This is a genomic window from Macrococcus sp. 19Msa1099, assembly GCA_019357535.2.
Taxonomy (GTDB): Bacteria; Bacillota; Bacilli; order Staphylococcales; family Staphylococcaceae; genus Macrococcoides; species Macrococcoides psychrotolerans.
The window spans coordinates 1,632,550-1,654,800 of the sequence record CP079955.1; the positions used below are offsets into that span (position 1 = coordinate 1,632,550).

Below are 22,251 nucleotides of genomic sequence, written 5' to 3' on the forward strand. Positions count from 1 at the left end.
TTCATTTCTTTTTTTAGTCCAGAGAAATCGGCTTATAAAACTGACGATTTTCTAACGCAAAAATACGCTCTGTATATTGTCCTTTCTCCACTTTCTTCATATGCTTATCAAACATCTGCATACGTGCATCAATATTATCAATAAAGTGAAGCATCTCTGCTTCTTTTAACATCGGTAATTTCGGTGATCCATACTCATACTTTCCATGATGACTTAATATCATATGGCGCAGTAACATTACTTCTTCCCCTTCAATATTATGTTCACGTGCAATACTCGCAACTTCATCGCTCATAATCGAAATATGGCCGAGTAAGTTTCCTTCTACTGTATACGTTGTTGCAACAGGCCCGGATAATTCTTTAACCTTCCCCATATCATGTGCAATGATACCTGCGTAGAGCAGACTTCGATTTAATGTCGGATAAATATCACATAATGCTTTCGCTTGTTTCAACATCGTTAATACATGGAATAATAATCCCGAGACGAAGTTATGATGGTTGCTGCTGGCAGCAGGGTATACCATAAATTGATGTGCATATTTCTTAAGTAACAGACGAATAATACGCTGTAAATTTGCATTTTCGATTTCGATGACATAATCCATCAGCTGCTCCATCATATCATCTTCATTCACCGGTGCACTTTCTAAGAAATTTTCTAGTTTCACACCGTCTTCTGGTGTAACAAGTCTGAATTGATTTACTTTCATCTGTTTACGACCGCGGTAATCAATCACATCACCTTTAACACGAATTAATTGTTCAGGTTGTAACAATTTTATATCTTCTTCAGAGACCGTCCATACTTTTGCTTCGATTTCTCCACTTTTATCTTTAAGATAAAGTGTTAAATATGGCTTACCTTGTCCTGTTACCCCTTGAATTGATTTATGAATTAAAAAGTAATGATCCACTTGAGATCCGGGTTTTAATGTTTCTATCGTTCTCACTTATTTAACCTCCTTCTTATTGCGTTCCAGTACAATTGTCTGCTTACTGTTAATTGTAGAAGAACGGTTGCAAGTGTAATAGATAATTTGATTATGCTGTTGTTTAAGCATATATTCAAGTATACGCTCACGCCTGTTTTTGTCAAAGTGAACAAACGCATCATCGACAATGATCGGGAATGGGTAATATCTTCTTAATGAATGAATTAAACTCAGTCTTAATGCAATATATAATAATTCTTTCGTTGATTGTGACAATTCTGTCGGATGATATACTTGTCCATCCGCAGCTACAGTTGTCAGATGTTCATCATAAACAATCTTCGTGTAACGTCCTTCAGTTAGATAGTTAAAGATTTCTGTCGCATCATCAATAACGAATGGCATTCGTTCTTCACGTACCTCTTTAATATGTGCCTGAATTAAAGTATCGATATAATTTACAGATAAATATGTTTCCGCAAGTTTGTTAAATTGATTTTTCTTTATTTCATATTCAAACTTCAGTCTTGATAACGTATCATCGTCACATATTTGATGCATAGCATGTTCTAGTTCTCTTAACTGTTGCTGCACATTACTGCGTTCATCAACCAACGATTTAATATGTACATTAATATCTATCAACTGCTCATTCAGTATGGCTTCTGGCACTTCAGCAAGATGCGTATTATCCTCGTACGTGAATGCTTGATTTCTAAGCAGTTCACTTAACACATTAAAACGCTCTAAGTTTGTGTTATAACTCGCATATTCAGCCTCTTTAGCATAATAACTTGAAGTATCCTCCACCCCTGCTTCTTCAAACAAAGCATGCTGCTCATCAATATTCTGCTGCAACGATGCATTAATAATTTTGATTTCTTTCTTTAATAAATCTCGTTGATTTGCATTTTTACTGTACTGGAATTTCTCTTTCTCATCGGTCGTTAACATATTCTTTAAATCATGGAATATCGATGATGCCTCTGTTTTCACAGGTAATTTCGGAATAAGCGTTAATATGCTCTGATCGAATGTAGCAAGACGCTCTTTCATTTCCTCGATTTTAGCATTACACTTTAAGATTTCATCATGGATGCGCACTAATTTATGTATCGTACGATATGCAGAAGCTAATCGGTTATTCGGATAATTACTCTCTATTTTAAGCGCTGTTTTGTATTGCTTGAGCAATTGGTGTGTCGCTTCAATTTCTTTATGTGAAATGTCTAAATGTTGCTTTAAAGCTTCTTTTTGAGATTGCTCACGATTTAACTGAGTGATAACATTTGATAATTTATGGCGTAATAACTTTTGTTCATTCAAATCAAACGACAAATCAAAGTCATGTTCAAGTTTATAAATATTACCCTCTAATTGTTTTACTCCATCCGCTAATTCATCATTAAATCGTACATCCGGCTTCTTATTTAAAATAAGCATCAGTAGTACAATGATGCTTACGAATGAGAATATACTACCTGAAATCCATAGCGCATTCATAAAACTATAGACAAGTGCTACAAGACTAATGACTACCGTTATCGCATAGATTGTCTGCTGCAGCTTATGTTTCTTGAGCTCACGCGCTTCATAAGCAGTTGCTTCTTCACTCAATTTATGAAAGAGCTTTGATTTACTTTCAAGTTCCTTGCGCTGTTCTTGAAGTTCCTGTGCTTTATTAAAACGTTCGTCATGCACTTTTTCTTTATTCAATACTTTAGATTCATCAGATAATCTATCTACGTTTAGTGTTACAAATTGCAGCTCTCTGTTAATTTGTGTACGTTCGAGTTCTTGTTTCTCAAGCTCGTTGAGTGCTTCAGTGATATCAGATTGAACTTTCTGATTCAGTTCAACGGTTTCAAACTTCTGCCATCCGATATCCTGCATTAAAGTATTCATTTCAGTCGTCAGTGCATCGCGTTGCTGTGTTACACTTCGAACATCACCATGCAGCTGTTTAATCGGATGTTCTCTTTTGATAATGTCTCTTGAGGCTTCAATTAAGTGGTCAGGCAATAGTTGAATATTATCCATCTCTGATGTTATCTGGCTTAACTTCTCTTCACGTAGTTCAAGATCTTTACTTAATTTCTGGACCTGATGCTTCAACGCCTCAAATCGATTAATCCCTTGCTCAGGAAATTGCGGCGGCTCTATGTTTAATTGTAGTTCTAATGCTTTCCATTCCTGTGCTTGACTCTGATATTTAATTTCTCTTTCTTTATGTCCTTTAACTTCTTCAAGTTCTTTAATCTGTAATTTAATATGTTCAACTCTTCTTGAATCCTTCTGATACGTATCATATATTTGTGCATAATGTGCTTTTACATCATCCTGCGCTCTTATATCCGCTTCTAGCTGCTGCAATTCTCTTGCTTTCTCAAAAATGATACCAGTATCTTCATCTGTATTAAATAAACGTACCTGCTCCTCATTTATCGTCCTTTGTAAATCTGTAAATTCCGTCGAACCGAATGAGCCTGCCTGAAGTAAGTAAGCTTCAAGCTTTTCTTGTGTCAGTTTACGATGTACTTCCTGCAAACCGAGTACATCAAATGAAAATATTGATTTATATGTATCTTTTTTCATATAATTCATCAACTGGTTGAGCCATTCAATCGATTTCTCTACACCCTCGTGAATGACTTTTACTTTTTCTTTACCATGAACAAATACACGTTCAATCATAATCGTTGTACCATCTATATGTTCGAGTTCTATATTACCGCCATATTGTGGTGCGAATCTCGGTTCTAGACGCGGTTCGTACTCACCATCTTTCGGAAAACCGAAGAGTAACGCATGAATAAACGCCTGCATTGTAGATTTACCTGCTTCATTTTCTCCAAATATCTGAACGAAATCGTGATTAAACTGAAACTTGCGATGTTCCAATCTTCCATATCCGTATATTTCTAAAGATTTAATCTTCATGGCGGTCACCTTTCATCAACATTTTGAGATGCGCTTCTCCATAATCTATCAACCGCTCTGTATTAACCTCATCAAAAGAGATAAACTTCTGGATATAGGATTGTTGTACAGGTTCTTTCGATGTTGTTAAATAAGACAAATCATGAAGGACATCACTGAACTCATCTTTTAATGTATGCGGTGCGTACTTTTCATTTGTGTAAATATCATCGATCCATACAAACTGTTCTTCTGCCATTTCGCCAATTTGGATCTGGTCCTTTATTTGCGATAACATTTGCTGATCTATTAAAGTCTCACCATCATTTTGTAGTGTTAATCGATAAAGTTGTCTACCGTTTGGGCGCACGGATTGTTTAAATGCTTCGATATCCTGATAGATTGCGTGACGCTCAATACTCTTTAAGTTTAATACTGTCTCGTGGAATGTAATCATATTTACTGGCACAAAGGTCGCATTCAGCTGACTGCTGTCCCCTTCAACATACATATATCCACTATCTCCGCCTTCCATAAAGTTTGTAGCCTGAAGCGTACCGGGGTAATGCATATGTGGCAGTTCGTTTAAGGTCATATGCCTATTAAAACCGCCAAGTGCCCAGTAATGATATAATTTACGGTTTAATTCCTCGATATGGAATTCTGTATGTGTGTCTTCCCCTTTTAACTTATGATGTAAACCATTCAGTATGCCAATATGAATGGTCTGATTAACTTCATTTACGGGATACTGATCAAGCTTGTACTCATAGTGAGAATGTTCTTTATAACTGAACCCATGAAAGAACACACTTGATTTGTTTTTCGTAACAAGTTCATAAGTCTGAACTTCATCAGAGAAAACAATTACATTATCAGGAAACTTATAAAATGATTGTACGGACATATTGTCCTCTATACCGTGTATATAATAAACGTAAATATTCTCTTCCTTTAATCGTGCGAATTGCTTTACTACGTAGTCATCTGCCTTAATGTTGCGATTTTTACTTGAAAATAAATTTCCACTTATAATAATAAAGTCCACTTGTTTTTCAATCGCATCATCGACAACGCGTTTTAAACTTTGAAAGCTTGAATTACGAATCGACTTCATTATATATTCAGGAACATCTCCAACTAACTGAAACGGTTCATCTAATCGTATGTCTGAGCAATGTATAAATTTGATCATCATAACCCTCACTTTAATTGATACTCTAATTTTACAACAAAATCGTATATATATGTAATGAAACTACAAAATCATCTATATTTATAATCTTTATTCATAAAAAAACTCATCCGTAAGATTATGCATTATCGCCATATCTTACGGATGAGTTTCAAATATTGTTTATTTGTCTTTTTGATCATAAAGAAGGTTCAGTTTATCAATTTTCTGATGTGTATAATCTTTATATGTCTTATTATAGCTCTTTGGATCTTTAGGGTTTAAATAGTTTTCAATCTTACCAGTCTCAGGATGAATCAGCTTGCTAGATGCCCCGCACCCTAATCCTATGATTGTCTGTACTTCTTCCATAATCAAGATGTTATACAGTGACGCTTCTCCCGCTTTAGAATATCCGATGTTCTCAAGATTACCGAGAATATTCTTCTGACGGTATAAATAATAAGGAATATAGTCATGCTGTTCGGCGAAAGTTTTTGTCAAGTTCATCATATAGATAATTTCATCTCGTGCTGCAACCGGATACTTTGATTTATTACGTGTCATCTCGCTCGCTGTCTTAAAACTTAACGTATGCACTGTAAGCGATTCAGGGTTCAGCTTCTTCGTTTCATTCAGCGAATGGATTACTTCTTCACGCGTTTCATTCGGTAAGCCGATAATCAGATCCATATTGATGTTATTCATATGGTATTCGCGAGATAACTTGAATTTATCGATTGTTTCCTGCACGCTATGATGGCGGCCGATTGCCTTTAAAGTTTCATCGGTAAAGCTTTGTGGATTTATACTGATGCGATCGATACCGAATGTATTAAGTACTTCTAATGTCGCTGCATCAATTGTATCCGGACGCCCTGCTTCAACAGTAAGCTCACGCACATGTGTCATGTCAAAGTTTATATACACTGCTTCAAGCAACAACTTTAAATCCTGTGCACTGATAGAAGTGGGGGTACCTCCACCGAAATAGATAGACGTCACTTTAATATTACGTGCTTTAAGCCACTCGCCGATATGTTCAATTTCATATAATAATCCAACGAGGAACTCTGGCACGTCATTTTTATGGACTTGAATTGCATACGCCGGAAACGTACAATATGCACACTTCGTCGGACAGAATGGAATGCCGATATAGATGCTGACTTCCTGCTCTAGCTGATGTAAGTCTGGAATCGCATTGAGCTGCGTCTTCGTAATACGTTCCATCAGTTCAAGCTTATCATCTGCAATCAAATAGTCACGCTTTAATCTTTGTTTAATAGCATTGTCTGAGTGCCCTTGTTTTAAATATTTATGATATAGCTTAAGTGGTCTGATTCCTGTCAATGTACCCCAGCTCTGTGTTATACCGGTATGTGCCGTTAATATCTCAATCAACGTCTCACCGAGTGCCTGCTTCATTGCACGTTTGTCTGTCTGTTTGCGTTCGGCACGCTGTGTATAAGTATTGCCATCTATCGTCAACGTTGTTGTCACGATGGTGCAGCGCTCCTGATTGATATTTATCGTAATGCAGTTATCCCCTTGACCTTCGAATAAATACGCATCCTCGAAATAGAGATTTAGTATATTGCGAATATAGAGCTGCAGCTGTTCAAACTGATCGTGTTCTAAATAAAATTTCATAATCTACCTCTCTTACATTATGCAAAAACCGAACAGTGCGAAATATCTGCACTGTTCGGATATATTAAATATTGTTATCCCTATAAAGAATTAATCTTCAGCTTTAACACCATATAATTCTTCTAAAGGTTTCATGATGATACGGTTTAATTCTTGAATAATAAAGCTCATACGTTGTTCAGCTTCCATTAATTTTGAGATATTTTCATCTTTTTCGATTAATTCAGCTGAAGCTTGTGCTTTATTTAAATCTTCTTCAGTAATTTCTTGACCTGACATTTGTTTTTCTTGAAGTGTTAATTGAATTTCTCTGAATTCATCGAAGATTTTCTTTGATTCAGGGTTATTGTTAACTGCTTCATAATGATTCTTAATCGCATTATATTCATCACTCTGACGTAATGAACTTTCTAATTTATTCGCTTCATCATAAATATTAACAGACATATTCATTCTCCTTTATGTTTAATGTTCCTAATCAATATACCACGAATACAGGCATTATACAAAAATCGCGATTATCCCTTGCAAGATACCGATGATACCGCCTAAGATAAAGCCAAGCATTGTGATTAACTTCAATTCTTTATTCGAGATTTCAATAACGAGCTGTTCAAGGAATGAAAGTTCAAAATTATCAATCTGGTCCTTAATAATTTCAGCAATACGAATCTTCTCTAAGATGACTGCAACATTGTCAGCTGTCTTCGTCATTATATAATGGATTAAACGATCTCCACCTTCAGTTTCAATGTAATGAAACAACTTCGGTACAAGCGTATAAAGTGGTGTCTTCATATAATAATCTATATGCATTGCACGCACAATATTTGTATTTAACTCCCCTTTGAAATGAGCGATATCATGTGCAGCAACTAAAGTTTCTGGTGTCATCGCCATTATACGTGCGTACTCTTTTTTAAGCTCAGTTTCAATGATTGATTTGATTTTAGGCTCTTCACTTAAAGCATTCGCTTCTTTTATAACACGGTCTGCAATCATCTCCTGTGTCATAAACATTTGAATCATGCTGACAAATCTTCCTTTCTCCATAAAAAAGCGGTCGATCATCTGCATAATATCGTTGTAACCTGATTCGCTATTAACGTAAGCTCTAAGCTTTTCAATGATCATTGTAGGTGCTGCTTCAACCTTACTGTCTATCTTATCCTTTAAATCTTGTGGCAGTAATGCATCGATTGATTGGGACTGATATGTCTGAATCTTCTCTTCAAGCAGTTCATTCACCTTATCGTGAACTTTTTTCTCAGCAACATTTGTAATATCAATATTAAAGCGCTGCGCAAAGTCATCGATGCTGTACTGTCCTTCTTTTAAAGCCTGAACTTGTTTATTCAGCATACTTTTTAACAGCGCTTCAGTCTGCCTTGTCATTAATTTCTCTTTAAACACTTCAGGTGTGAGTAGATGATGTGTGACCATCTCTCCAATCTTCAGCGAGAGTTCATTACGTCGTTTCGGTATCAATCCTGGTGTAAACGGGAGCTGTTTCCCAAACAGAAATTTCGGTTCAAACGGTCTGAACAACATCTTAATCGCAATAAAATTCGTAAATCCACCAATCAACGAGCCAATAAAGCCCATAAATAATATTATTCCTAATGCGTACAATTCATCACCTTTTTCTATAATGTTTCATTACAATAGTTTATACCACTCTGTTCCAAAAACAAACCGAGAGACATCGTTCTAATAAAATAGCGAGACAAGGGTCATTAAGCCACCTTGTCTCGCCTATAAATTAATTATACAGTGATCAGCTGTTCATTTCTCTTCTTATTATAGAACATCTCTGCTTCACGCGCTTTATTAGAACCATATAACGGTTGCATAGAACCATCTAATACACGATAAAGGTTCGAAATTTTATTCTGCTGAAGAATGATATCACGATCTGCTTCAATCGTTGACCACCATAATTCATTTTTATTATCTTGGTCAGGGTATGCACACGCACCTCTTGAGATTACTTGAATGACTTCTAAAGGATCTCCACCTAAAGTATTCTGCAGCACTTCAGAATCTCTGAATAATGCACATAGTGACACGCAAGTTGTCCAGTTTGGAAGTACACGCTCTTTTTCAATCTGAACTAATGTTTTCTTAGATAGTCCGATAGTTTGTGCCATTGTATCTTGAGTATATCCTGCTTCTATACGAACCATTTTAAACTTTGTTTGTAATAAATCTGTGAATTGTTGCTTATCCATGCTTCTACGACCTTTCTTGTATATATTATTATTTTTAGATTGTTCATTTAATAAAATAGAAATAATACACTATTCATTTAAGGGACTTTACCATCTTAATATAATTTACAAAAAATTAAAAGAGGAAAACCTCATGATTTTCCTCTTTTCTTATAAATTTTATTTCTTAGACAAATTTATGCAACATTTTTAGCAAGTTTTTGCTTTTCTCTCTCATTAATCACGACCGCACAAGCAGCATCTCCAGAGATATTTATAGCGGTACGTGTCATATCAAGTAATCGGTCGATACCTAGAATAATACCGATTGCTGCTGGATTAAGCCCGACTGAAGTCAGGACCATCGCAAGCATTACAAGTCCCACACCCGGTACACCGGCTGTACCGATAGAGGCAATTACAGCGATTGCGACAACCATGACCATCTGCATAATAGTTAAATCTACACCAGATATTTGAGCGATAAAGATGGTTGCAACCCCTTGCATAATGGCTGTACCGTCCATATTAATCGTGGCGCCAAGTGGTTGAACGAAAGATGAGATTTCTTTACGTACACCTAAATTATCTTGAGCGCATTCTAACGAGATTGGCAATGTTGCATTGGAACTCGAAGAGCTAAATCCTACAGTCATTGCAGGTGCGAAACCTTTAAAGAACCATATCGGACTACGTTTCGCTAAAAACTTAATAGCCCCACCATATACTAAAATCATATGTAGGAAAAGCGCTAGTAATACGACAAAGAAATACATTCCAAGCTGTTTAATCGCACCAAACCCGGCATTAGTAAATGCTGTTGCAACTAAACCAAATGTACCAATTGGCGCAAAGTATTGCATGATTGCTGTAACGATAAACATCAATATATCGTTCGTCTGTTCAAAGAGCAGCTTTACTCCGCTTACTTTCTCCCTCAGTGCAATCATGCCGATACCGATAAAAATGGCGAAAGTAATTACTTGCAGCATGTTTGTTTCACTCATCGCAAGTACTGGATTTTTTGGAATCAAGTTAATCAAAGTCTGATCGAAAGTCTGATTCACAGAGGTTCCTTCCGCTTTTGCTGCTTCTTCTTTTTGTTTTTGTTCTAAAGCATATTTCTTCACGTCGTCACTATTCATTAAATCTGCCTTGCCTGCACCAGGTTTAAACACAAGGGCTAAACACATCGCAAGTGTAATTGCGAGTGCCGTCGTTACTATAAAGAATCCAAGTGTCTTTAGACCAATCGACCCAAGATGCTTCGGATCCCCCACGCCTACGACACCAAGTACAATTGATACAAATACAACTGGTACTACAAGCATAAAGATTAGATTCAGGAAGATTTGTCCGATAACATTAAATACGTATTGATTAAACCATTTCACCCATGATGCATCCTGATATAAATTAAAGATAGAACCTACAATAATACCGACCACCAATGCAATGATGATTTTAAGCGTCATATTTCCTTTAATTTTCATAACCCACCTCTTTAACTGAATTTTCTAATAAATATATCTATAATTATAAATAAAGATTCACTATAAGTAAATAAGGTTCCCCTAATTTTCTAAAAAGTAGAAATACGTTTCTACTGCTATACATTCATCGACATTTGATTAATAATGGAGATAATAATTATTTAAAGGATGAACAAGATGCAGGTTAAAGACCAGTTACAGCAAGCTCAAAAAGGAGCTAAGGTGAGTATCATCATGTATGTACTGCTCACAACTTTCAAATTATTATTCGGTTACATTCACGGATCTCAGGCACTTGTCGCAGACGGTCTTAATAACGCCACCGATATTGTAAGCTCAGTAGCACTGCTTATTGGGCTTGCGATCAGCATGAAACCTGCCGACAAAAACCACAACTACGGCCATTACCGTTCAGAATATATCGGTTCATTGATTGCATCATTTATTATGTTTGCTGTGAGTGTTCAAGTTATATTGCAAGGAATTAAAAATTATATCCGTCAGGAATATTCAAGTCCTTCTATTGAGACTGCAGTTGTAGCAATACTATCAGCATTTGCGATGCTCGCCGTATACATTTATAATCGCAATCTTGCGAAGAAACTGGATTCCAGTGCACTCAAAGCAGCAGCAGCAGATAATTTATCAGATGCGCTCGTATCGCTTGGCGCATTTATAGGGATCATCGGTGTATTCTTCGGATTGACATTTCTAGATACCGTTGCTGCGATTGTCGTCGGCTTACTCATAATGAAGACCGCTATTGAGATATTCTTTGAAACAGCAATTACATTAACGGATGGATTCGATGCAGATACACTGGATCATATGAAACGTATCGTGTCGTCGGTAGAAAATGTAGAAAGCTGTGTTGATATCAAAGGAAGAAATCACGGAGTTATGACATTTGTAGATGTGACCGTTACTGTGAACCCTAGTTTCACTGTTGCTGAGAGCCACGATATAACAGAACACATTGAATATGCGATTAAAGAAGAATATGGCGCTGTTGAAACAATCGTTCACCTTGAACCCGGAATAGTTAAATAAAAAGTGGCACACCCTCATGTTAGGGTGTGCCACTTTCTCTTCATTCTTCATCTTTTACAATCATTTTAGCGATATCGGATTGTTCATTAAATCGATTATCAAATTTAATCAGGATCCAGACAATCAGCACTGTTACCCCAATTCCTATAAATTTATACGGAAAAATTACATACATCAGACAATAATAAAATAATAAAAATATAAGCAGCATAAAAAAAGGTCTGGAGACTACGTAATATTTATCAAAATAATAGCCACGATAAAATTGACTCTGCCTTAAATCCATTCTTTCAATATCGTGCTTAAGATTGTACATCGATATACATACTCTAATAACTGTAAATACAATCAGGAGTGTCATAAAATAAACGATACCTTTATGCTCTCCAAAAATATATTTAAACAGTTCAGTAATCGCAATTGTCGCAAATGCGATTATCCAACTATTATTCCACCATTTTTCAATCATCGTCTCACCTCATTTACCATATTATAACAAAAACATGAGGTGTATGCTGCATTAAATCAGCTTATATTTCACGCCGTACATCGATGCTTGTGTACGGTCCCCGACTTCTAGCTTCGCAAATATATGGCTAACATGAGTTTTCACCGTTTTTTCTGAGACAAAGAGTTGTTCAGCGATTTCTTTGTTGGTTAAGCCTTCGCTCATCGCCTTTAACACTTCAAGTTCTCTCTTTGATAATGGGTTTCTTAAATGTGCGAGATTCATGCCACTTTTTCTGACTTCCATAACATCCGGATGAAATATCTGCTCACCTGCTGCTATCTGTTTTATCGTATTGATCAGCGCTTTCGGTTCACTATCTTTCATTTCATAACCGTCTGCACCTGCATCCATCACGCCAAGGACATGTTCTTCATCGATAAAGCTGGATAGTACGAGCACCTTCACATCAGGGAATTTCGCTTTCACTTGGCGCGTCGCTTCAATGCCGTTAAGCTCAGGCATCACAAGGTCCATAATTATGAGATTGGGTAATTGCATTTCATCTAGATGTTCAAGCAGCTCTCTGCCGTTATTGAAATCAGCAATTACATTAAAGCTTTCTTCAGTTGATAGTAGAAATTTCATCCCTTGTCTTACGATATGGTGGTCATCCACGAGTATAATATCCATGACTTTCATCCTTTCGGGTAGGTGAATTGTACCGTCGTTCCATGCATTAATGTACTGTTTATTTCAAGTATACCACCAATCTCCTGTGCACGTTGCTGCATATTCCTCACCCCATGTGTCGGAAGCGTTGTCGTCAGTGCATTGTTATAACCTTTACCGTTATCTTTAATCCTCAGAACAAAATGCTTATCATCCTGCTTCATTGATATCATTACTTCTTCTGTTTCTGCGTGCTTCTTCACGTTATTCAGCGCTTCTTGAACGATTCGAAATGCACTGTTTTCAATTTTATTCTCTAAATTGATGAACCCTTCCACTTCAATCGTTACATCGAGGCCGAGTATGTTGCCATAGTTCTGCACTGCTTCAACAAATCCATGCTCAAGCCCTAAAGGTTTCAACTGCCAGATTAATGCGCGCATCTCACTTACTGCATCCTGGCTTGTCTTCTCGATAATCTGAAATGCTGTCTTTGCACGTTCATCATCAGTCATACTTTCAGCTGCATGTGCTGTAAGTTTCAGTGAAAAGAGCATTTGATTCACTGAGTCATGCAAGTCTCGTGCAAGTCGAGTTCTTTCTTCCTGTAGTGCATTCTCTCGTTCTCTTGCTGTAAGATAGATACGCTTAATCGCGCTACCGATTTGAAAAGCCACGGATTCAAGCAATGCTAAGTCTTCATCTGAATATACTTTTGTAAAAGGCGTGGCAACGTTAAGCAATCCGAAACGTTCTTCTCCAGATTGTAAAGGAACGGTCGCGTGGTGTGTAATATCATCTGTCATATCACTATATTTTTTATTTGCTTTTACAATTCGAGAACAAGTGATGATGTTCGAAGCTTTCGTTAATTTCTTCTGATGATAACGTGATACGCACCAGCATGGGCCTTCTGTCATATAGCGACATGACTCCATCTTCAGTGCTTGTGGGAGCTTATAATCAGATACGAGTGTATGTTTGCCATCATCATCGATGAAAAATATCCATCCAGTAGAAAAATTGGTCCCTTGAACAAGTCTGTTCAAGGCACCATTCATCATTGAATATATATCTGTCTCTTCATTTAAAAATTCTGCGATTTCTTTCAGTAAAGCTGTACTGTTCTGCATCATATCACCTATTTTTTATATTCAACGTTGTATAAATCATGTCGTCTATCGCGTAATTGTCTTACTGTTCCATTCTCTCGTCCACGGCGTAATACTTCAAGGTCAATATCACCAATAACAACCATTTCTACGTTCTCACCTGTTTCACCTACAATACCATCTCTTGCAAAGCCAAAGTCACTTGGTGAATAAATACCCGAACCTGAATACTGGATATCCATGTTTTCAGTTTGTGGTAAATTCCCGCACGTTCCACTTGTTACTGTGTAGATCTGATTTTCAATCGCGCGTGCCATCGAACAATACTTCACGCGTAAATAACTTTGTCTGTCTTCAGTTGAGAATGGAGTGAAGATAATCTTAGCACCTTTCTCTGTAGCAATACGCGCCATCTCAGGAAACTCAGAATCATAACAAATCTGAATCGCAATCTTACCACAATCTGTATCAAATACTTCTACGTCATTGCCTGGAGAAATCCCCCACCATCTACGTTCATTTGGTGTAACGTGAATCTTGTACTGTTTCTCGATTGAACCGTCACGACGGAATAAGTATGAAATGTTGTAGATTTCATCCTCTTCTTCAACGAAGTGACTACCACCAATAATATTAATATTGTAACGTACGGCAAATTCATTAAACATCTCAATATACTGTTCAGTATATTTCGTAAGTTGACGAATGGATTCTGCTGGATTACGTTTCTCATCAAAACTCATCAGTTGTGTCGTAAGTAATTCAGGGAATACAACGAAGTCACTTTCAGCATCATATGCCACATCAACAAAGTATTCAATCTGGTTTGCAAACTCTTCAAACGAATCAATTTTACGCATCATATAGTTAACCGTACAAATACGGACAGGGTCACTTGTCTTAAAGTGAATGTTTGATTTAGCAACGTAATCCGGGTTGTTCCATTCCATTAATGTTGCATACTTACTTGAATTCACATCATCCTTTAGATAATTTGGGTTGATACGCATTAAAGTAAATCCATTCATATACTGGAATGTCAATACTGGGTCTTTAATCTTATGCTTCATCACATCGTTAACATATTCTCTTGGTGTGAGTTCATCCTGATATTTATGATAATTTGGAATGCGTCCACCAATAATGATTGATTTTAAATTCAATTCATAAGCGATTTCTCGACGTGCCTCATAAAGACGTTGACCTACTCTCATCCCACGATAATCAGGATGAACCATCACTTCTATACCATATAAGTTATGCCCGTGGTCATTGTGGTTCGTAATATAACCATTATCTGTAATACTATCCCACGTATGACGGTCATCATACTCATCGAAATTAATGATTAAACTTGAACAACTTCCGATAATTTTACCATCATACTCAATAACCATCTGTCCGCGTGGAAATAAATTAATATGGGACTCAAGATGTTCTTTCTTCCACGGTTCCATCCCCGGGAAGCATATGTTTTGTAAGGCGATAATCTCGTCGATATCATCTTTGGTCATCTGTCGCGCCTCGATTGATTTATTAAACTTATCTAAATTTATTTCTTCTGTCATGTATATTCTCCTCTATTTGCTCTATAATAATAAATAGACAAATCATTTTATTAGTCTATAATTTATACCCTATTATTATAGACGATAAAAGTGAATAGGAGAAAATATATGAAATTACGTGTAATAGAAGAATGGAATAATATGACGATTGAGGCATTGCTTAAACATTTACAAATACCAAAGAAGCCGACACATGAGCTACGTATGTCTAAAGCAATTACGATAAATGGTGCAGCTGCTACATTTCGCGATACGTTAAGTACTGGAGATGAACTCTACTTACCTGTTGCAGAAGAAAAGAGCAATTATAAATCAAGCTATCGCATGTGCGAAGTGAAATATGAAGATGATTATTTAGCGATACTCGTTAAACCAAAGGGTGTTAAGACACATCCAAATGATATGAGTGAGTCAAATACGTTGTTAAACCATGCAATTTATACACTCGATTCAGAATATGTGGAACCGATACATCGTCTCGACCAGGAAACTGTCGGCTTATTACTTGTCGCTAAAAATCCATTTATCAAAAAGATACTAGACCGTATGCTAGAAGAACGATTAATCAAGCGTACATATCGTGCGAAAGTTAAGAGTCACCTACCATTGAAGAATCAGACGATCGATATGCCAATCGGTAAAGACAAGTTCCATCCAAATAAACGCCGTGTTTCGCAAACAGGCGACCGAGCAGTTACACATATCGTAAGCTCTAAAGCGAATGGCGACGGTACTGCAGATGTCGAACTGCAGCTTGAAACAGGACGTACACACCAGATTAGAGTACATCTTGCTGAAATCGGACATCCCGTTATCGGAGACCCACTATACAGTGATTCACACCTACGTCAACTCGCGCTAGAAAGCTATAAACTAGAGTTTGTACATCCATTTACCGGAGAGACTGTTGCAGCAACATTAGAGCAATAGTTTTGCATAATGTATAGTGATTCACTATGATATAGATATCAATATTTAGGAGGATCAAAATGATAGCCACAGATATACAAGAGAAATTACTGACACGCCGCGCAGTGAAACAATACGATCCAGCGTTCAAACTTTCTCAGGATGAAATACTAAACTTACTCGACGCTGCAAATAAAGCACCGTCAGCATGGAATCTACAACATTGGAAGTTTATGGTTGTTCACTCAGATGAAGGTAAACAGAAGTTACTTCCTATCGCCTTTAACCAGCAACAAATTGTTGATGCAAGTGCGGTTATCGTAATTTTAGGTGATAAAGAGGCAAATAAGAATATCGATGAAATTTGCGCACCAGATATCCAAAAAGGACGCATGACTAGTGAGATTAAAGAACGTCTCGCAAGTCAGGTGAACAATGTGTATCAAAATGAACATTATGCTTATGAGGCAGCAGTAATGAACTCTACATTCCCTGCAATGCAGATTATGAACTTTGCAACGTTACGCGATCTAGGCTCATGTGCCATCGGTGGATTCAACCGTACACAATTAATTGAATCGTTCAATATCGACGAGCGCTATGTTCCAACAATGCTAATCACTGTTGGAAAGTCTATTAAGACCCCGCGTGAAACAGACAGAAGAGACGTACAGACTATTACAGAATTTCATTAAAAAGAAAAGACACGAAAAAATAGGCAGGAAACTTATAAGTTTCCTGCCTATTTTTCATGCTTAAACGCTCGTGTCACGACCTTTTGACGGCGTTCCAAAAGTTGCCACTACGACAAAACCCGAACAATGCAGAAAACAAAGAACATTTTCTTTGCACCGTTCTGGTTTTGCTTGTGGCAGAACACTTCTGTCACGACCTTTAGTTACGTTTTAGTTTATTCTTCACAAACCCTAATAATTTTGCACGTTTACTCATCATCGGTTTATGCATGACTTCTTTCGGTCTGATAAACGAACGTTTAAATTCCTCTGCTCGATATATCAATTCATCTTGTGAATTAATCGCACGTGCATCATTCCTTACATAATGATATATACCATTTGAATCTTGCTCACGTGCTTTTTGATTATCTTCTAGCTGCAGATTTAATATATCTTTTAATTCCTCTACAATCTTGCTATCAATAATTGGGAATAAGATTTCTACACGTTTAATCATATTGCGTGTCATCATATCTGCTGAGGATAAGTACATCTTCTCTTCCCCATTATGATAGAAGTAATAAATTCTTGAATGCTCAAGGAATCGTCCTACAATGCTGATGACACGAATGTTCTCACTTACACCAGGAATTCCTGGTTTCAAGCAGCATATTCCTCGAATAATCAGTTTTACTTGAACACCGGCGTTACTCGCTTCATATAACTTCTTAATTACCGTCTTATCCGTTAACGAGTTCATCTTCGCAATGATCAGTCCATTTCCGTGCTGTTTCTGACACTCAATCTCCCGATCGATATGTTCAATAAATTCATCACGAATCTCAAATGGTGCAACATGTAATCGCTTATAAGTCGGTTTCTCAGAGTAACCACTTAAGTAATTGAAGAAGTTCATCGCATCTTCTCCAATTTCTTTATTCGTCGTAATGATACCCATATCTGTATAGATTTTAGCTGTTTTATCGTTATAGTTCCCTGTTCCTAAATGAACATATGATACCATTTCATCATTTACTTTCTTAACGACTAACGTAATTTTACTGTGTGTTTTAAGGTGTGTCATACCGTAAATAACGTGACATCCCGCTTCTTCAAGCATACGTGCCCAGTGTACGTTATTCTCTTCGTCAAAACGTGCCTTCAGCTCAACAAGCACCGTCACTTGTTTACCCGCCTCAGCTGCATTTTTCAGTGCATCAATAATCGGTGAGTCGCTTGATACACGGTATAGCGTCTGTTTAATCGCCAATGTATTCGGGTCTTCAGACGCTTCTTTAATAAAATCCACAATCGGCTGGAAAGATTCATATGGATGATGAAAGAATATATCACGCTTTAAAGCTTCAGCATAAAGCTCACCATTTCCAAGATACTTCGGCGGACATGGTTCAAATGGCTTAAAGGCAAGTTGAGGGTAGCGTTTCTCTATCATTCCTGATAATTGGAATAACATCGTTAAATCTAGTGGCCCTTCAAGTTTATATACATCACGATCCTCAATTTCAAGTTCATCCTTTAAAAATGACGCATTGATTGACATATCCTGTCGCGTATCAATCTCAAGACGCACAGCCGCACCACTTTTACGCTTCTTAAGAAATTTCTCTATTTCAATCAGAAGATCCTCTGCTCCATCTTCATGAATTGTTAGATCTGCGTTACGCGTAATACGGAAAGCAAATGTACGCGTTACTTGATAGCCGTGAAACAGCTTATGAATAAAATGTGTGATAACATCTTCCAATAGAACATATACTGTTTTTTCACCATTTGTCAATTCAATAATTCGGTTAAGTAAAGCTGGAATCTGGACGATCGCTGATTTCTTCTCACCACTATCCGTCACTACATCGACAAATATGTTTAACGATTTATTAGATAACTTTGGAAATGGTCGGTATGCATCAATTCCAAGCGGCGTTAATGTCGGAAGAATCTCGAAGTTGAACTTCTTTTCAATGATGCTATAACTTTCTGGTGATAATTCATCCACCGATTTGAAGTACACATTGTACCCTTCAAGATCACGAATTAACGCATGATATTGATCATACTGCATCTTCACATTATCTCTATTTGCCTTATCAATCGCAATCAGCTGTTCTGTCGGTGTCATCTGCGTCTTATTCTCTGGTTCACTGAATCCCATCGTTACCTGATCTTTTAGGCCACCCACACGAACCATAAAAAATTCATCTAAGTTTGAACTGGCGATTGCTAAAAATTTAATACGTTCAAGTAATGGGTTCTTCTGATCAAATGCCTCTTCTATGACTCTACGGTTAAAATCAACCCAGCTCACTTCGCGATTATTATAATATGCTTTATTCCCTAAATCTAAATTCTGTTTCATCATCATCACGTCCACTTTCATGTTTTCATAATTCTGCCTATTCTACTGTACCGAATTAATGTAAAGCTTTTGTAAATATGAGGTTAATTTTAGATTTAATTATTTTTTCGATATGTTTCTTCTGTCTCTCTGTCTGATATTCTTCAGCTATTGGATCTCCGTTGTATTCGATGATTAGATTATATTTATCGTCATTCTTCTCAAAATAAAGTGATTCGACGATATTGGTATTGCTGATATTTAATGCATGTGAAAACTTCAGAATGCTGCCAAGCATCTGGATGACATCTTTCTCATCACTGTTAAACCATTTCGTTTCATCTTCATAGAACTTCAGTAAAGATTTATTCTTATAACTGGAGAGTAAAGCGAGTTTCACGCGATTTTTGTGACTGATACCATTTAAACTTGAGTTTGAAAGAATATAATATGTGTGCTGGCTCGCTGCATCAGAATCGATATAGCTTCCTAAATAGTAAAGGTACGCAGCATGCTTTAAGAAAGTCTTGTCCTTTTTATTTCCTTTGATCAAGTCATGCTTTTCCATTTCGTAATATAGCGTCTCTGCAATCATGGTACGCTGCATTGCTTCATCGTGCTTGATATTGTAATCACTCGCTAAGTTACGTAATGAATCTTTAAATACATTATCTTTATCAAACGGTAGTACGTATTCTTTTTCAAGAACTTTCATAATGACACCTTCACGTAATCCTTTACGGGAAAAGATGAATTCCGTCGCATCTACTTCGTCGAACAGCGTATTAAATAACACACAAGATGGTACGATAATATCTTGACGATCGCGACTCAAGCCATCCAGGTCTTCAAGTTCGTCTTTAGGGGTATGAATTAACGTCTTAAATACGAGTTCAAGATCTTTCTCTTTCATACCATAACCATGTACACCCGCAATCGGATATTCAGTTAATGATTGGTGAATACGTGCGATATTTCGCGCAGAACCACCAATTGCAATAATTGGACATTTACGTTTTTCGAGCCACTTTAAGCTTTCTATTTCATTCTTAATATATTCACCCGCTGCTTTAATCGCTTCTTTATCATTATGTTCCTTGCCGTCAAAGAACAGTTTCTGTAACGTTACGACACCGAATGGAAAACTATGTGAAAACTTAAGTTCCTTATCTTCAAAATAAGTTACTTCTGTACTTCCCCCACCGATATCTACAGTTACACCATCTGCATAGTCCAGTGTATTAATCACTGCATAGTAGCCATAGAATGCTTCTTCCTGTTCAGTAATAATGCGCACATCTATTGCAGTTTCTTCCTTCACGCGTGCGCTAATTGCCTCAATATTAGACGATTGACGTACAGCTGCTGTCGCTACTGGGTAAAGTGCATCTACTTTAAACTTATCAGCAACTTTCTGAAAGCTTTGTAACGTATCACAAAGTACAGCGATTCCTTTATCCGACATTACCTTATCTGCATCAAGATATTGATACAGTCGTGCAGGCGTCTTGATATTCTGTAATTCCTGTAATCCTGCTTCAACTGAATAATCAAAGATTACAAGTCTGATTGTATTTGATCCTATATCTACTAATCCAATTCTCTTCATGATTACCTGCCCTTCACTTCTTATTTCGGATGAATCATTTCCTCTGGTTTAATCCATTCGTTAAACTGTTCTTCTGTTAGATAACCACTCTTAAGTGCAGATGCTTTTAATGTTAGGCCTTCTTTATGTGCAGTCTTCGCAATATATGCTGCTTTCTCATATCCGATATGCGGGTTCAATGCTGTTACTAACATTAAAGATTCGTTTAAATATTTCGTAATATTCTCTTCAATCGGCTCGATGCCTACAGCACAATTATCATTAAATGATTGCATACCATCCGTTAATAAGTAGATCGATTGTAACGTGTTATACATAATCACAGGTTTAAATACATTAAGTTCGAAGTTCCCTTGACTTGCCGCAATACCAACCGCTGCATCGTTCCCCATAACTTGCACCGCAACCATCGTTAACATCTCAGACTGCGTCGGGTTTACTTTACCTGGCATAATTGAAGAACCTGGCTCGTTTTCAGGAATAGAAATTTCAGCTAAACCAGCACGAGGTCCTGATGACAGCCAGCGTACGTCATTTGCAATCTTCATTAAATCAGCTGCTAACGCCTTTAATGCGCCGTGAACAAACGTTACTTCATCATGTGCAGTTAGTGCGTGGAACTTATTTGGAGATGAAATAAAGTCATATCCTGTTTGTTCACCAATTTGTTTTGCAACACGGTCACCAAATTCAGGGTGAGCATTAATTCCTGTACCAACTGCAGTGCCACCAATCGCAAGGTTTAATAATTCTTTCTTAGAAGTATTGAGTAGCTCCTCACATTTATCTAACATAAAGCGCCAACCTGAAACTTCTTGTCCTAATGTTAAAGGTGTTGCATCTTGTAAATGCGTACGACCAATCTTGATAATTGACGCGAACTTTTCTTCTTTTTCTTTTAAAGTGTTACGCAATGTATTTAAAGAAGGTAATAATTTAGCTTCAATTTCGTGGAATAATGCAACATGCATCGCTGTCGGATACGTGTCATTAGAGCTTTGTGATTTATTAACATCATCGTTCGGATGAACTGTTTCATCGCTTCTAGCTTCCTTTAAATAATTGTTCGCAACAAATGCTACAACCTCGTTAACGTTCATATTGCTTTGTGTACCACTACCTGTCTGCCAGACAACTAATGGGAAGTGTGCATCTAATTTCCCGCTCAATACATCATCACATGCTTTAACGATAGCGTCACTCTTAGCATCTGATAATTTCCCTAATCCTTTGTTTACAATTGCTGCCGCTTTCTTTAAATGTGCAAAGCCATATACCACTTCAATTGGCATCTGTTCTTTACCTACTGGAAAGTTCTGTTTACTACGCTGTGTCTGGGCACCCCAGAACTTATCTGCAGGTACTTCAATTTCTCCAAATGTATCGTGTTCAATTCTAAATGACATGTTATTCTCCCCTTATCTCTTTTATACTTATATTTTACATTAAATAACGCTTTCATTCATT

At 37.0% G+C, this 22,251-nt stretch carries 18 protein-coding genes; 3 read left to right on the forward strand and 15 right to left on the reverse strand.

Annotated elements, in window-relative coordinates; all coding sequences use genetic code 11:
* Positions 1–13: 13 nt before the first annotated feature.
* From yhaM to KYI10_08640, 8 genes are all read right to left on the reverse strand, one after another.
* Complete coding sequence (yhaM, locus tag KYI10_08605; GenBank protein ID QYA32428.1) at positions 14–955, reverse strand: 3'-5' exoribonuclease YhaM; 942 nt, start codon at positions 953–955, stop codon at positions 14–16.
* The gene (locus tag KYI10_08610) at positions 956–3,877 is read right to left on the reverse strand and encodes an AAA family ATPase (protein ID QYA32429.1); all 2,922 of its coding nucleotides are present in this window, start codon (positions 3,875–3,877) and stop codon (positions 956–958) included.
* A complete protein-coding gene (locus KYI10_08615) occupies positions 3,867–5,054 on the reverse strand; it encodes a DNA repair exonuclease (protein QYA32430.2) in 1,188 nt (395 codons plus the stop codon). The genes KYI10_08610 and KYI10_08615 overlap by 11 nt, the downstream gene beginning before the upstream one ends.
* A 159-nt stretch (positions 5,055–5,213) precedes the next feature.
* Positions 5,214–6,683, reverse strand: a complete 1,470-nt coding sequence (locus KYI10_08620) for a coproporphyrinogen III oxidase (GenBank protein QYA32431.1) — start codon at positions 6,681–6,683, stop codon at positions 5,214–5,216.
* A gap of 90 nt (positions 6,684–6,773) precedes the next feature.
* The gene (locus KYI10_08625; protein ID QYA32432.1) at positions 6,774–7,130 is read right to left on the reverse strand and encodes a YlbF family regulator; all 357 of its coding nucleotides are present in this window, start codon (positions 7,128–7,130) and stop codon (positions 6,774–6,776) included.
* A 54-nt stretch (positions 7,131–7,184) separates the two neighbouring features.
* A complete protein-coding gene (locus KYI10_08630; GenBank protein QYA32433.1) occupies positions 7,185–8,315 on the reverse strand; it encodes a DUF445 family protein in 1,131 nt (376 codons plus the stop codon).
* Positions 8,316–8,449: 134 nt separating this feature from the next.
* Positions 8,450–8,914, reverse strand: coding sequence for a helix-turn-helix domain-containing protein (locus KYI10_08635; protein ID QYA32434.1), 465 nt, complete (start codon positions 8,912–8,914; stop codon positions 8,450–8,452).
* Positions 8,915–9,090: 176 nt separating this feature from the next.
* Positions 9,091–10,386 (reverse strand): dicarboxylate/amino acid:cation symporter, encoded by a 1,296-nt coding sequence (locus KYI10_08640; GenBank protein ID QYA32435.1) that lies wholly within the window; start codon positions 10,384–10,386, stop codon positions 9,091–9,093.
* 168 nt (positions 10,387–10,554) lie between these two features.
* On the opposite strand from KYI10_08640, the gene KYI10_08645 reads away from it, so the two are divergent.
* Positions 10,555–11,436 (forward strand): cation diffusion facilitator family transporter, encoded by an 882-nt coding sequence (locus KYI10_08645; protein QYA32436.1) that lies wholly within the window; start codon positions 10,555–10,557, stop codon positions 11,434–11,436.
* 40 nt (positions 11,437–11,476) lie between these two features.
* Here KYI10_08645 and KYI10_08650 read toward each other — a convergent pair whose 3' ends face one another.
* Genes KYI10_08650 through KYI10_08665 form a run of 4 tightly spaced genes read right to left on the reverse strand, consistent with a single transcriptional unit; the run spans position 11,477 to position 15,236 of the window.
* On the reverse strand, positions 11,477–11,905 hold the full coding sequence (locus KYI10_08650) for a hypothetical protein (GenBank protein QYA32437.1): 429 nt from the start codon (positions 11,903–11,905) through the stop codon (positions 11,477–11,479).
* Between the two features lie 51 nt (positions 11,906–11,956).
* Positions 11,957–12,586 (reverse strand): response regulator transcription factor, encoded by a 630-nt coding sequence (locus KYI10_08655; protein ID QYA32438.1) that lies wholly within the window; start codon positions 12,584–12,586, stop codon positions 11,957–11,959.
* Positions 12,583–13,689 carry a GAF domain-containing sensor histidine kinase gene (locus tag KYI10_08660; GenBank protein ID QYA32439.1) on the reverse strand — a complete coding sequence of 369 codons (1,107 nt, stop codon included), beginning with the start codon at positions 13,687–13,689 and terminating at the stop codon, positions 12,583–12,585. Before KYI10_08660 ends, KYI10_08655 begins: the two co-directional genes overlap by 4 nt.
* Positions 13,690–13,697: 8 nt before the next feature.
* Positions 13,698–15,236, reverse strand: a complete 1,539-nt coding sequence (locus tag KYI10_08665) for a bifunctional GNAT family N-acetyltransferase/carbon-nitrogen hydrolase family protein (GenBank protein QYA32440.1) — start codon at positions 15,234–15,236, stop codon at positions 13,698–13,700.
* Positions 15,237–15,344: 108 nt separating this feature from the next.
* Between KYI10_08665 and KYI10_08670 the strand changes: the two genes are divergently transcribed.
* Positions 15,345–16,166 carry an RluA family pseudouridine synthase gene (locus KYI10_08670; protein ID QYA32441.1) on the forward strand — a complete coding sequence of 274 codons (822 nt, stop codon included), beginning with the start codon at positions 15,345–15,347 and terminating at the stop codon, positions 16,164–16,166.
* Between the two features lie 59 nt (positions 16,167–16,225).
* A complete protein-coding gene (locus tag KYI10_08675; protein QYA32442.1) occupies positions 16,226–16,840 on the forward strand; it encodes a nitroreductase family protein in 615 nt (204 codons plus the stop codon).
* 199 nt (positions 16,841–17,039) lie between these two features.
* Here KYI10_08675 and KYI10_08680 read toward each other — a convergent pair whose 3' ends face one another.
* Genes KYI10_08680 through fumC form a run of 3 tightly spaced genes read right to left on the reverse strand, consistent with a single transcriptional unit; the run spans position 17,040 to position 22,190 of the window.
* The gene (locus tag KYI10_08680; GenBank protein QYA32443.2) at positions 17,040–19,202 is read right to left on the reverse strand and encodes an RNA degradosome polyphosphate kinase; all 2,163 of its coding nucleotides are present in this window, start codon (positions 19,200–19,202) and stop codon (positions 17,040–17,042) included.
* Positions 19,203–19,251: 49 nt separating this feature from the next.
* Complete coding sequence (gene ppx, locus KYI10_08685; protein QYA33947.1) at positions 19,252–20,787, reverse strand: exopolyphosphatase; 1,536 nt, start codon at positions 20,785–20,787, stop codon at positions 19,252–19,254.
* A 17-nt stretch (positions 20,788–20,804) separates the two neighbouring features.
* Positions 20,805–22,190: a class II fumarate hydratase gene (fumC, locus tag KYI10_08690; protein QYA32444.1), complete on the reverse strand. Its 1,386-nt coding sequence runs from the start codon at positions 22,188–22,190 to the stop codon at positions 20,805–20,807.
* Between the last annotated feature and the right edge of the window lie 61 nt (positions 22,191–22,251).